12 protein-coding genes and 6 tRNA genes are annotated in these 13,284 nt (G+C 32.6%); 15 read left to right on the top strand and 3 right to left on the bottom strand.

The window, feature by feature from the left end; all coding sequences use genetic code 11:
• The first annotated feature begins 5 nt into the window (after positions 1-5).
• The 11 genes from JVV30_RS09240 to JVV30_RS09290 all read left to right on the top strand — a co-directional run bounded on the left by JVV30_RS09240 (position 6) and on the right by JVV30_RS09290 (position 7,490).
• Positions 6-80: transfer RNA gene (locus JVV30_RS09240), tRNA-Asn, on the top strand.
• Position 81: 1 nt separating this feature from the next.
• A tRNA-Glu gene (locus JVV30_RS09245) sits at positions 82-156 on the top strand.
• Between the two features lie 4 nt (positions 157-160).
• A tRNA-Val gene (locus tag JVV30_RS09250) sits at positions 161-236 on the top strand.
• Positions 237-246: 10 nt separating this feature from the next.
• A tRNA-Tyr gene (locus tag JVV30_RS09255) sits at positions 247-330 on the top strand.
• 6 nt (positions 331-336) lie between these two features.
• Positions 337-411: transfer RNA gene (locus JVV30_RS09260), tRNA-Gln, on the top strand.
• Between the two features lie 3 nt (positions 412-414).
• A tRNA-Lys gene (locus JVV30_RS09265) sits at positions 415-487 on the top strand.
• A 233-nt stretch (positions 488-720) separates the two neighbouring features.
• The gene (gene cdaA / locus JVV30_RS09270) at positions 721-1,527 is read left to right on the top strand and encodes a diadenylate cyclase CdaA (RefSeq protein ID WP_053031531.1); all 807 of its coding nucleotides are present in this window, start codon (positions 721-723) and stop codon (positions 1,525-1,527) included.
• Between the two features lies 1 nt (position 1,528).
• Complete coding sequence (locus JVV30_RS09275; RefSeq protein WP_053031529.1) at positions 1,529-2,461, top strand: CdaR family protein; 933 nt, start codon at positions 1,529-1,531, stop codon at positions 2,459-2,461.
• Positions 2,462-2,486: 25 nt separating this feature from the next.
• Positions 2,487-3,839, top strand: coding sequence for a phosphoglucosamine mutase (gene glmM / locus JVV30_RS09280; protein WP_070855652.1), 1,353 nt, complete (start codon positions 2,487-2,489; stop codon positions 3,837-3,839).
• A gap of 659 nt (positions 3,840-4,498) precedes the next feature.
• Positions 4,499-6,304, top strand: a complete 1,806-nt coding sequence (gene glmS, locus JVV30_RS09285; protein ID WP_053031525.1) for a glutamine--fructose-6-phosphate transaminase (isomerizing) — start codon at positions 4,499-4,501, stop codon at positions 6,302-6,304.
• A 331-nt stretch (positions 6,305-6,635) separates the two neighbouring features.
• Positions 6,636-7,490, top strand: coding sequence for an HAD family hydrolase (locus tag JVV30_RS09290; protein ID WP_239469356.1), 855 nt, complete (start codon positions 6,636-6,638; stop codon positions 7,488-7,490).
• Positions 7,491-7,546: 56 nt separating this feature from the next.
• On the opposite strand, the gene JVV30_RS09295 is transcribed toward JVV30_RS09290, so the two are convergent.
• Complete coding sequence (locus JVV30_RS09295; RefSeq protein WP_070855650.1) at positions 7,547-8,653, bottom strand: lytic transglycosylase; 1,107 nt, start codon at positions 8,651-8,653, stop codon at positions 7,547-7,549.
• A 131-nt stretch (positions 8,654-8,784) separates the two neighbouring features.
• Between JVV30_RS09295 and JVV30_RS09300 the strand changes: the two genes are divergently transcribed.
• The gene (locus JVV30_RS09300; RefSeq protein WP_070855649.1) at positions 8,785-9,516 is read left to right on the top strand and encodes a metallophosphoesterase family protein; all 732 of its coding nucleotides are present in this window, start codon (positions 8,785-8,787) and stop codon (positions 9,514-9,516) included.
• A gap of 76 nt (positions 9,517-9,592) precedes the next feature.
• Here JVV30_RS09300 and czrB read toward each other — a convergent pair whose 3' ends face one another.
• Both czrB and JVV30_RS09310 read right to left on the bottom strand, forming a co-directional pair.
• A complete protein-coding gene (gene czrB, locus JVV30_RS09305; protein ID WP_204194040.1) occupies positions 9,593-10,531 on the bottom strand; it encodes a CDF family zinc efflux transporter CzrB in 939 nt (312 codons plus the stop codon).
• Complete coding sequence (locus JVV30_RS09310) at positions 10,524-10,853, bottom strand: ArsR/SmtB family transcription factor (protein WP_070855647.1); 330 nt, start codon at positions 10,851-10,853, stop codon at positions 10,524-10,526. Before JVV30_RS09310 ends, czrB begins: the two co-directional genes overlap by 8 nt.
• A 147-nt stretch (positions 10,854-11,000) precedes the next feature.
• On the opposite strand from JVV30_RS09310, the gene JVV30_RS09315 reads away from it, so the two are divergent.
• The 3 genes from JVV30_RS09315 to JVV30_RS09325 all read left to right on the top strand — a co-directional run bounded on the left by JVV30_RS09315 (position 11,001) and on the right by JVV30_RS09325 (position 13,274).
• Positions 11,001-11,657, top strand: coding sequence for an SDR family oxidoreductase (locus JVV30_RS09315; protein ID WP_070855646.1), 657 nt, complete (start codon positions 11,001-11,003; stop codon positions 11,655-11,657).
• Between the two features lie 405 nt (positions 11,658-12,062).
• On the top strand, positions 12,063-12,995 hold the full coding sequence (locus tag JVV30_RS09320) for a type I phosphomannose isomerase catalytic subunit (protein ID WP_053031510.1): 933 nt from the start codon (positions 12,063-12,065) through the stop codon (positions 12,993-12,995).
• 48 nt (positions 12,996-13,043) lie between these two features.
• Positions 13,044-13,274 carry a hypothetical protein gene (locus tag JVV30_RS09325; RefSeq protein WP_053031508.1) on the top strand — a complete coding sequence of 77 codons (231 nt, stop codon included), beginning with the start codon at positions 13,044-13,046 and terminating at the stop codon, positions 13,272-13,274.
• Positions 13,275-13,284: the final 10 nt, after the last annotated feature.

Genomic DNA, 13,284 nt, shown 5'->3' on the forward strand with positions numbered 1-13,284 from the left:
ATTATTCCGCAGTAGCTCAGTGGTAGAGCTATCGGCTGTTAACCGATCGGTCGTAGGTTCGAATCCTACCTGCGGAGCCATGGCTCCTTGGTCAAGCGGTTAAGACACCGCCCTTTCACGGCGGTAACACGGGTTCGAGTCCCGTAGGAGTCACCATGTTGGAGAATTAGCTCAGCTGGGAGAGCATCTGCCTTACAAGCAGAGGGTCGGCGGTTCGAACCCGTCATTCTCCACCATTTATATTTCGGAGGGGTAGCGAAGTGGCTAAACGCGGCGGACTGTAAATCCGCTCCTTCGGGTTCGGCAGTTCGAATCTGCCCCCCTCCACCATTCTAATGGGCTATAGCCAAGCGGTAAGGCAACGGACTTTGACTCCGTCACGCGCTGGTTCGAATCCAGCTAGCCCAGCCATTAGAGCCATTAGCTCAGTTGGTAGAGCATCTGACTTTTAATCAGAGGGTCAGAGGTTCGAATCCTCTATGGCTCACTCACTAGCACTCCTAAATAGGAGTGCTTTTTTTGTGTTTTTGAACAATACTATAATATAAAAGTTTTTAACATATTGTATTCATAATATTTATGAAAAGGGATAGAATGAGTTTGAAAAGAATGATGTTATATACTTATTATTTTTTTTAATACAATGTGTTTGCACATATGACAGTTGTCACTATCATTGGTATAATTATGACTATGGAAAAAATATTCGGAGGAGATGCTATGGATTTTTCCAACTTTTTTGATAATCTTAGTACATTAAAAATTGTAACGAGTGTGCTGGATTTACTTATAGTATGGTATGTCCTTTATCTTCTCATTACTGTATTTAAAGGAACCAAGGCGATTCAATTACTCAAAGGTATACTTTTTATTGTTATTGGGCAACAAGTGAGTAAAATTCTAAATTTAACTGCCACATCTAAGCTTTTTGATATCGTAATTCAATGGGGGGTACTTGCACTTATTGTCATTTTCCAACCAGAAATTAGAAGAGCATTAGAGCAGTTGGGTCGTGGAAGCTTATTTAAACGTTATACTAATACATACAGTCATGATGAAGAAAAGTTAATTCAAGCAGTTTCAAAGGCTGTTCAGTATATGGCTAAAAGACGTATAGGTGCTTTAATCGTATTTGAAAAGGAAACGGGATTGCAGGATTATATTGAAACGGGTATAGCGATGAATTCTGAAATATCACAAGAATTATTAATTAATGTCTTTATACCGAATACACCGTTACACGATGGTGCAATGATAATTCAAAATTCTAAGATTGCGAGTGCAGCGAGTTACTTACCGTTATCAGATAGTGCTAAAATTTCTAAAAGCCTAGGTACTAGACATAGAGCAGCAGTAGGTATTTCTGAAGTCTCAGATGCATTTACAATCGTTGTTTCAGAGGAAACGGGATCGATATCAGTAACATTTGATGGCAAATTACGTAGAGATATCTCGAGTGAGGTATTTGAAGAATTATTAGCCGAACATTGGTTTGGAACACGCTTTCAAAAGAAAGGTGTGAAATAAGATGCTAGAGAGCAAATGGGGTCTTAGATTTATTGCACTTTTATTAGCAATCTTTTTCTATTTATCAGTTAATAATGTGTTTGGTAACATTTTCAATAATGATAATTTATCACAAAATTCATCTAAAACAATTGAAGATGTACCAGTAGAGATAATTTATAATTCTAAGGATTTACATGTAACTAAAGCTCCTGAGACGGTTAATGTTACTGTTTCAGGTCCACAGTCTAAGTTAATTAAAATTGAAAATACGGACGATATTAAAGTTGCAGTAGATTTATCGAACGCTAAAGCAGGAAAGTATAAAGAGGATTACATTGTTAAAGGCTTGAGTAATGATATCAATTATAATGTTAAACCGAAACAAGCTTATGTCACTTTAGAAGATAAAGAAACGAAAACGATGCATGTTCAGGCAGATATAGGTAAAGATGATATTGACCCAAATTATAAAGTTAGAGATAGTTCTGTAGAGCCTAATTCAGTTAAAGTAACAGGTGGTAGAGAACAACTTAAGAAAATCGCATACTTAAAAGCGACTTTTAAGGATGCAAATAAATTAAGTCAAGACACATCGGATGTTGCAGATGTAACTGCATTTGATAAATCATTAAATAAATTGGATGTTAATATTCAACCAAATGAAGTAAAACTCAATGTTAAACTTCAAGAGTATAGTAAAAAGGTTAAAGTTAAAATCAAGCAAAAAGGTAGTTTACCTAATGGTGCTAGTTTAGATAATATAACGCTTGATGAAGAAGAAATTGAAATTTATGGTAACAGAGATGATTTGCAAGATATTAATGAGATAGAAGCGACAGTTGATCTTGATAATATTACAGAATCGACAGATCAGAACGTTCAATTGCAATTACCAGATAAAGTGAAAAAAGCTGATCCAGATGACATAACAGCACATATAAGTTTAAACTAAAACATTTTATAAAGGAGTATTTATAATGGGAAAATATTTTGGTACGGATGGAGTAAGAGGTATAGCTAATAAAGAGTTAACACCTGAATTAGCATTTAAGTTAGGCCGTTATGGTGGCTATGTATTAGCACATAACGAGGATGCTGATAGACCTAAAGTTTTAGTAGGTAGAGATACACGTGTATCAGGCGAAATGCTAGAATCTGCTTTAATTGCAGGTTTAGCTTCAATTGGTGCAGAAGTTATGAGATTGGGTGTAATATCTACACCCGGCGTAGCTTATCTTACTAGAGAAATGGGTGCTGAATTAGGTGTTATGATTTCGGCTTCACATAACCCTGTTGCTGATAACGGCATTAAGTTTTTCGGAGCAGATGGCTTCAAATTATCAGATGCTCAAGAAGAAGAAATAGAGGCATTATTAGATCAAGAAAATCCGGATTTACCACGACCAGTTGGTACAGATATTGTTCATTTTTCAGATTACTTTGAAGGTGCTCAAAAATATTTAAGTTACTTAAAATCAACAATTGATGTTAATTTAGAAGGATTAAAAATAACATTAGATGGTGCAAATGGTTCTACATCAGCACTAGCGCCTTTCTTATTTGGAGATTTAGAAGCAGATACTGAAACTATTGGTTGTAGTCCTGATGGTTATAATATTAATGACAATTGTGGATCAACACATCCTGAATTGTTAGCTGAAAAGGTTCTAGAAACTGAAAGCGACTTTGGTTTAGCATTTGATGGAGATGGAGATCGTTTAATTGCCGTTGATGAAAAAGGTAATATCATTGACGGGGACCAAATTATGTTTGTAATTGGTCAAGAAATGCATAAAAATCAAGAATTAAACAATGACATGATTGTTTCTACTGTAATGAGTAACTTAGGCTTCTATAAAGCACTTGAAAATGAAGGTATCAAATCTAATAAAACAAAAGTTGGAGATCGATACGTAGTAGAAGAAATGAGAAAAGGAAATTACAACTTAGGTGGTGAACAATCAGGTCACATTGTTATGATGGATTACAATACGACAGGTGATGGTTTACTAACAGGTGTTCAATTAGCTGCCGTAATTAAAATGAGTGGCAAACCACTAAGTGAGTTAGCTGCGCAAATGAAAAAGTATCCTCAGTCTTTAATTAATGTTAAAGTTACAGATAAACACCATGTTGAAGATAATGAAGATGTTAAAAATGTAATGAATGAAGTTGAAACTGAAATGAACGGTGAAGGTAGAATTTTAGTTAGACCTTCAGGTACTGAACCATTAGTTCGTGTTATGGTTGAAGCTTCAACTGATGAAGACGCGCAACGTTTTGCTCAACGTATTGCTGACGAAGTACAAGCAAAAATGGGCTTAGAATAATAATTTATCTCGTACATTATAAACCTTCAAAGTATACATTAAATTGTAACTTTGGAGGTTTTTTAATAGATATATTGCATTGAAAGTGCTTACATTCTGTTGATTGCTATATTGTTTAGCATTAATTTAATAATTAAGATTAATTTTTACCTATTTTTGAAAATTATAAAATATATTTATTTTTACTTTTCGCTAAAAAGGTTGGAAATTGTTTGCATTCATTTATCTGAAAAGTGTAAAATAAATAATATTGGAAGGAGGATAGTATAAAAATAATTACAAAGCGCCAGGGCAATATATAAGTGTTTCAATGATCAAAAGTTAAATATGAGAACTATTGTAGAACATTTTATATTATTGCAGACGAGGAGAATAGTCATCGAACTTATCGGCGGATGCTATTCCGGATGTGGCTCATTCGTTAGCTTATTATTTAAAACATTTAGGTAACTAAATGCACAAAAATAATAAGAATGCCTAAATTTAAAAAAATCTTAGAAATATAATATGGCTTAATAGGGTAAATAAGATAAAGATAAAATATCAATATTAAAAGATATTATCTAAAAGATAATTACAAAGTTGTAAAATCTCTTAACCTATTTAAATTTTATATAACAGATAAAATTTTCAAGCTATATTTAACGGAGGAAAAATTTATGTGCGGAATTGTAGGATATATCGGATATGATAATGCAAAAGAATTGCTATTATCAGGATTAGAAAAATTAGAATACAGAGGATATGATTCAGCTGGTATTGCAGTTGCAAATGATAATGGTACAACTGTATTTAAAGAAAAAGGTCGTATTGCAGAATTAAGAAAAGTTGCTGACAATAATGATACGGATGGGCATGTTGGTATCGGTCACACACGTTGGGCTACTCACGGTGTACCAAGTACTGTTAACTCACATCCACATCAATCTAATAGTGAACGTTTCACATTAGTTCATAATGGTGTCATTGAAAACTACGAAGAATTAAAAAGTGAGTACTTAGCAGATGTAACATTCCAATCTGAGACGGATACAGAAGTCATTGTACAGTTAGTTGAATACTTTTCAAATAAAGGTTTAGAAACTGAAGAAGCTTTCTCTAAAGTTGTATCTTTATTACATGGTTCATATGCATTAGGTTTACTTGATAACCAAGATAGAGACACGATTTATGTAGCTAAAAATAAATCACCTTTATTAGTTGGTGTTGGCGAAGGTTTCAATGTTATTGCCTCAGACGCATTAGCTATGATTAAAGTTACGAATGAATATAAAGAAATTCATGACCATGAAATCGTTATCGTTAAGAAAGATAGTGTAATCATTAAAGATCAAGATGGTAATGTTCAAGATCGTGATACGTATACGGCTCAAATTGATGCCTCAGACGCTGAAAAAGGTATCTATGACCACTATATGCTTAAAGAAATTAATGAACAACCAGCAGTTATGCGTCGTATTATTCAAGAATACGAAGATGAAAATGGCGACTTGAAAATTGATCCAGAAATTATTAAAGATGTTGCCGCTGCAGATCGTATTTATATTATTGCTGCAGGAACAAGCTATCACGCTGGATTAGTAGGTAAAGAATACTTAGAAAAATGGGCTGGCGTACCAACTGAAGTTCATGTAGCTTCTGAGTTTGTTTATAATATGCCATTATTGTCTGAAAAACCTTTATTCATCTATATTTCTCAATCAGGGGAAACTGCAGACAGTCGTGCGGTATTAGTTGAAACTAACAAATTAGGTTATAAATCACTAACGGTTACAAATGTAGCTGGTTCAACATTATCACGTGAAGCAGATCATACATTATTATTACATGCTGGTCCTGAAATTGCAGTTGCATCTACGAAAGCATATACAGCTCAAATCGCAGTTTTATCAATTTTATCTCAAGTTGTAGCCAAAGCACATGGTCGAGATAATGATATTGATTTATTAAGAGAATTAGCTAAAGTAACAACTGCTATTGAGACAATCGTTGATGATACACCTAAAATGGAACAAATTGCTAAAGATTTCTTAGAAACAACACGTAATGCGTTCTTTATTGGTCGTACAATGGATTATAATGTCAGCCTTGAGGGTTCATTAAAGTTAAAAGAAATTTCTTACATTCAAGCTGAAGGATTTGCTGGTGGAGAACTTAAACACGGTACAATAGCCTTAATTGAAGATGGTACACCAGTTATCGCACTTTCTACACAAGAAAAGGTTAACTTATCTATTCGTGGTAATGTTAAAGAGGTTGTTGCACGTGGTGCTAAGCCTTGTATTATCTCAATGGAAGGTTTAGAAAAAGATGGAGATACGTATGTCATCCCTCATGTACACGAATTATTAACACCACTTGTATCTGTTGTTACGTTACAATTAATTGCATACTATGCAGCGTTACACAGAGGCTTAGATGTAGATAAACCTCGTAACCTAGCTAAATCAGTTACAGTTGAATAGTTCATTTGAGTTTTAGGAAATAGGACTACATTCGTTTAAAATACATTCAATGGAGCAAGATCACAAATTCATTTGGATTTGGGCTTGCTCTTTTTTTATACATCTAACCACACAATAATGTATGCAAGTGATACTTTGATAAAATATCGGAATTATCTTACAATTGTAATGTTATGAGGTGGTATCATGTTGATTTCGATGGAAAAACGTACCTCGGCGTAAATGATAAACAACGATATTCTTTATATTAAAAAAAGTAAGGTCATTGCACATTTCATCAAATAATGCCACAATTTTATAAAAGATACTTAAAGGAGAAAGCGATATGACATTGAATAATATCAAAGCGATTTTTCTAGATATGGATGGAACAATTTTACATGAAGATAATCAAGCTTCAATTAAAACAAAAACAGTTATTGATGATTTAAGAGCAAAAGGATATAAAGTATTCCTAGCAACAGGACGCTCTTATTCTGAAATTAATCAACTTGTGCCACCTCAATTTGAAGTCGATGGCATCATTAGTTCAAATGGTACAAGTGGGGAAATCAATGGTGATAATCTATTTATGCATTGTTTATCAACTGAAAGTGTTAAACGAATCGTATCATTAGCACAACAACAGGAAATATATTATGAAGTATTCCCGTTTAATGACTCAAGAATAGCACTAAAGGAAGATAAAGTTTGGATGCAAGAAATGATTAAAGGTGATACACCGCCGAATCATGTAAGTGAAAGTGAATGGAAATCTAGACGAGATGCAATGGCTGGTAAGATTGATTGGAAAGATCATATACCTGACGATAACTATGCTAAAATTTATTTATTTACAACAAACTTAGAGAAAATAACTACTTTCAGAGATGAACTTATTCAGAACCAAGTTCTTTTAAATATTAGTGTTTCTAATTCATCAAGATTTAACGCTGAAACAATGGCGCAGCATACAGATAAAGGAACAGGTATTAAAGAAATGATCGACCATTTCAACATTAAACAAGAGGATACACTAGTTATAGGAGATAGTGATAATGATAGAGCTATGTTTGCATTTGGAGGGTATAGTGTTGCCATGAAAAATGCACGATCAGAAATACAAGAAATTACTGATGAGGTAACGGAATTTACGAATGAAGAAGATGGGGCTGCATTATTCTTAGAAAGTAAATTTTTAAAATAATATCGATAAAAAATAAGGTGGAACCCCTCACTGGCATAGGTTCCACCTTATTTATATTATTTATCTTTATTTAGATTTTTACTAGCTTCATCTTTAATATTTTCAGATTTTTGTTCAACATTGCGCTTCATTTTATTTGAATGATCATTTGCAACGTCTTTAGTGGATTGATGCGCTTTATCATCATTAATTTGTTTACTTAACGTATCATTTTTACGCGTTGCTTTGTTACGTTTAGTTTTCTTCTCTTTTGGTGTCGTACTTAATGTTTCACCACGTTTTAAGAAGTACTGTACTACACCCATGATAAGAATATAATAAAGGATTAAACGTAATACAATAATGATGATTTGTGCTACATATAAAATAACTGTAGCAACTTTTTGAGACATATTACCTGTTGCTACAGAAAGAATTGTCCCAAGCGGTTGTGTAATGATAATAATAATTAAATTGATTAAAAGCACAGCAATAAAGAATTTTAACCATGTTTTATGACCATTTTTAATTCCTTTAAAGCCATTTTTAAAGTGAGAAATAGCGCTATGATTAGATTCACGCACTAATGACACAGTATAATTAATCATTAATATGAAAAAGAACCAAGATACGATTGATGTTATTAAACCAATGATAATTAAAATTATAATTTGAATCGTTAGTAAAATAGCAATAGCATTGTCAGATGCACTGACTGCTGACTGTAATGACGTAAATAAAGGCGTTAAAGCTAAATTAAATAAATAATTTAATGCTACTATAATTAAGTACATCACGATAAATAAACCAATGGTAATTAATGATAGAAGTAAACTCTTACCATATTTACCTTTTTTAAAAGCTACGACTAAATCACTAAAATGAACATCTTCTCTTGAAATTGCTTTAGCGATAACGTTAATTGCACCTGCTAGTAATTGATAACCAGCAAATACAAAGAATAGTAATCCCAGTAATAAAGCTAGGATCATAATTATTAAATATGGACCCGATGATTGTTGAAATTGTGCTGCTAGTTGCATTTGCATGAAATACTGCATAAAGAAAGTTCTAGCAACAGTAAAAACCGCAAATACTACAATAAAACTTACGATACTAAATAGAATCGTCTTAAGAATTTGCGGCTTAGCATTTTTTAATGCCAAACTATGATATTTGAACAAATATAAGCACTCCTTTACTTTAATATAAATACAATATCAAAATTTATACTTTTTTTAAAATAATATCTAACATATTTCAAGATTAAGTGTTAAAATATGCTAATGATTAAATTTTGAAAGGAGATATCATCATGAAATTCGCGATTATTACAGATGTGCATGGTAATTTCGATGCATTACAAACTGTCTTAGATGATATTGATAATAGAGAAGATATTGATAAAATTTATAATCTTGGGGACAATATCGGAATTGGTCATGAAACAAATAAAGTATTAGATATCATATTTGATCGTGATGATATGGAAATTATTGCTGGTAATCATGATGAAGCGGTTATGTCATTAGTAAATGGCACGCCTTATCCAGAAGACTTAAAGGATAAATTTTATGAACATCATCAATGGATAGAGAGTCATATGGATGAGGATTATTACGACCAAATCAACTTATTGCCAAGATACATTGAAAAAACAATTTGTGGGAAAAAATTACTATTCATTCATTATGAAATTGAAAATCAAAAATTAGAAACTGGCATTGAAGGACAACCATTTAGTCCAATCACTGAGAATAGTAAAGACAATATTATTGAGCTGTTCAAAGATAAAGATGCTGATTTAATTGCATTTGGTCACAATCATCAGATGCATTTATATGATGATAATGAAACGATTTACTTTAATCCTGGTGCTGTAGGTCTAAATAATGGGGCTAATGCAGTTTACGGTATCGTAACGATTAATGATAATGAGTTCTCAATTGAAAGAATAAAACTTCCTTATGATAATGAAGAATATTTACAAGGTTTTGACGAAAAACAAGTACCAGCAAAGCAACTTATATTTGACCATTTTCTATAAGCAATGAAATAGGGGTTGGACAGAATTCTAATTGAATTTATAGTCCAACCCTTGATTAATATCTAATAAAATTATTTTAATGTGTATGATGATGCATGGCACCAGAGCATAATATAGTGTCATCATGTTGATGTTTTGGTGTTTCTAATTGTATCGTCATATGTTGAATATTGAGATGTGCTAAGTCATGTTCTATTCGTTTAAGTAATTGTTCACACGCATCCATCGTAAGTGATTTATCTACGACTGCATGGCAACTTAATGCATTCATATCATTGGAAATGGTCCATACATGATAGTCATGAACATTCTGTATTTCCTCATGATGCATAATGGTGAAAATGACTTGTTCTAAATCAATGTCGGAAGGTGTCCCTTCCATTAAAATGTTAATCGATGATTGTGTAATACCAAAAGCACTTTTCAAAATTAATAGTGAGACTAATATACTTGCAATTGGATCTGCAATGGTAAAGTTAAATGTCCAAATTAGAATTGAAGCGATAATAGCCCCTATAGAACCTAATAGATCTCCAAGAACATGGACAAATGCACCACGCATATTTAAATTATGTGATGTATCGCCACCTCTAAACATAATAATAGCTACAACAATGTTAACGATTAAACCAATTAAACTAATGATAAACATTTCTGTTGATTGAACTTCAGGTGGTACAAAAAATCTTTTAATTGCCTCGACAATGATAATTATACTGATGACAAATAAAGTTACGCCGTTAAATAATGCAGCTAATACTTCGAAGCGTTTATAACCAAATGTTTTAGTAGATGTAGCATTCTTTTCAGCGTAAATAAAGGCAATCAGTGCGACACCTAGTGAAACCGTGTCACTAAACATATGTAACCCATCAGATAATAATGCTAAACTATTGGCAATAAAGCCACCTACAATTTCTATTACCATGAAAAGCCCAATGATTATAAATGAAATGCTTAGTATCTTTTTATTATTCGTATGAACATGTGAATGTGAGTGCGAATGATTAGTCATATGAATAGTCACCTCTTAGATGTATTGTATGATGAATGGCTTGTTTCAATAACGTAGAAACATGTTGATCATCAAGCGAATAAATTTTTGACTGGCCTTGCCTTAAAGATTTAACAAGTCCTGCTTGTTTGAGGATTTTAAGCTGATGAGACACGTTAGATTGACTTAAATTTAGTGTGTGTGTAATATGCCCAACACTTGCCTCTGATTGATCTAGCAAGCGAAGAATTCTTAGCCTATTGTAATCACTTAAAGCTTTGAAAATTTCTGTTGTTTGTTTCAAAATAGCTTCTTCATTTGAATCGTTAACATGAACCGTCATGTGAAACACCTCTTATTAATATATAAAAATATGTTCATATATTAATTTAATACATTATGATATCTATGTCAAAAAAATGACTGACGTTTTAATTTTCCTGAAAGTGGTTAAAGCAAGGATATAGATTTAATAAGGAGGCCGATTTATATGAGTTTATTAGTTATAGGTGCTAATGGTGGCGTAGGTTCAAAATTAGTTAGACAATTAAAAGAAGATAATGTTGACTTCACAGCTGGTGTTAGAAAAAATGAGCAAGTAGAATCATTAAAACAAGAGGGAAGTAAAGCAACATTGGTCGATGTTGAAAAAGATAGTATTGAAGACTTAACTCAAACATTTAAAGGCTTTGATAAAGTGATATTCTCAGTAGGTTCTGGTGGTAGTACAGGTGCAGATAAAACAATTATTGTAGATTTAGATGGTGCAATTAAAACTATTGAAGCAAGTAAACAAGCTAATATCAAGCACTACATTATGGTATCAACGTATGATGCCCGTCGAGAAGCATTTGATGCAAGTGGTGATTTAAAACCCTACACGATTGCAAAACATTACGCTGATGAGCATTTAATTAATTCTGGATTAAATTATACGATTGTTCACCCAGGTGCTTTAGAAGATAAAGAAGGCACTTCTAAAATTGAAACTGCATTATATTTTGATGGTAGAGGTGCTATACCTAGAGAAGATGTAGCAAGCGTGTTAAAAGAAGTTGCAACATCAGATAACAAATTTGTGAATAAAGAATTTCAAGTTGTTTCCGGTAATCAATCAATTCGCGAAGCATTATCTTCATATGAATAAGTAAAGTTTAAAGATGACTATTTTGTATACACATTATGTGACTATGTTAAAAGGTGAAAATAAGAAGTTGTATTGCTTAATCGCAGTAGTTAACAGTATTGAGTAATAATTAAACTAATTCTTTTTAGCGCTAGTCATCCTTGTATTAGTGGTCGTGGGCCTAGCAAATTGAACGTCAATCCCACGATCACTTCTTTTATCCTTTTAATAATTTCTATTAAAATAGGACTAAAGTTGATATAATAAAGATACGAGTGATTATATTGGTCGTGCTCATCCTTTAGCATGACTATAATTCAACGCTTACATAATTGACTTTTAGGTTTTAATACATATTAAACAGCAAATTATTATTTACTTTAGAAATAGAGAATACGGCCTTTAACGGTTTTAGGGGGTGCAATTATGCCATTGTTTTTAAAGCCTGTTTTTCACGACAAAATTTGGGGCGGTAATAAACTAAAACAATTTAATTACGACATTCCAAGCGAATCAGTTGGAGAATGCTGGGGAATTTCAGCACACCCAAATGGTAAAAGTATGATTCTTAATGGTCCTTATGCAGGACAAACTTTAGATCAAGTATGGACGCAACATAGAGAGCTATTTGGAGACTTTCCAAGTAAGGATTTTCCTTTACTATGTAAAATCGTTGATGCTAAGGAACCATTATCGATTCATGTTCACCCAGATGATTCTTATGCTTATGAATATGAAAATGGGCAATATGGCAAATCAGAATGTTGGTACATTATCGATGCTGAAGAAGATGCTGAAGTGATCATTGGTACATCAGTTAACTCAAAAGAAGAATTAGAAGAGCAAATCGAACAAGATAAATTCATGGAAACACTCAAAAAGGTAAACGTACAACCTGGAGAATTTTACTTTATTCCTGCTGGCACGGTACATTCAATTGGTGCAGGAATTACAGTATATGAAACAATGCAGTCTTCAGATATTACATATAGACTATATGATTATGATAGAGAACGTGATCAACCTTCTTCTCTGAATATCGATAAAGCATTAGATGTCATTCAATATTCTCAAGAATTATCAAGTATTGTTCCGGAAAATGAAATTATTGAAAATCATAAGTGTAGTCACATTGTGTCTAATGATTTCTTTACAATGGTGAAATGGGAAGTCAGTGGAACGCTAAATTATATGAAACCAAGAGAATTTTGTCTTGTTTCTGTCCTTAATGGTGATGGACAAATGATTGTTGATGGCGAAATCTTTAAAATTCAAAAAGGTTCTAACTTCGTGTTAACTTCAGAAGATTTAGATAGCGTTTTTGAAGGAGACTTTACATTAATTATTAGTTATATCTAATATTTCATTTTATATTTATGTCATTTATTTACTAAAGGAGTGTGAGTGTTGAAACAGTTTTTATATATTTCCTTAGTATGTGGTGTGATTGCAGGAGCAGGTGTTTTCTTCAATATGCCACAATATCCTTCGCTTACGATTCCTAGAGTTGTTGCAATTTTAGGTATTATAAGTGCAATCATTACATTTAAAGATAAAGAAATCAGTGGATTATTGAAACTTGGAGGCATTATGATTAATTTAATGCCATTGTTAGGTAGCTTACTTGCACAGCAATAACTTGTATAGG

Source organism: Staphylococcus sp. GDY8P47P, assembly GCF_016892225.1.
GTDB classification, from domain to species: Bacteria; Bacillota; Bacilli; order Staphylococcales; family Staphylococcaceae; genus Staphylococcus; species Staphylococcus borealis.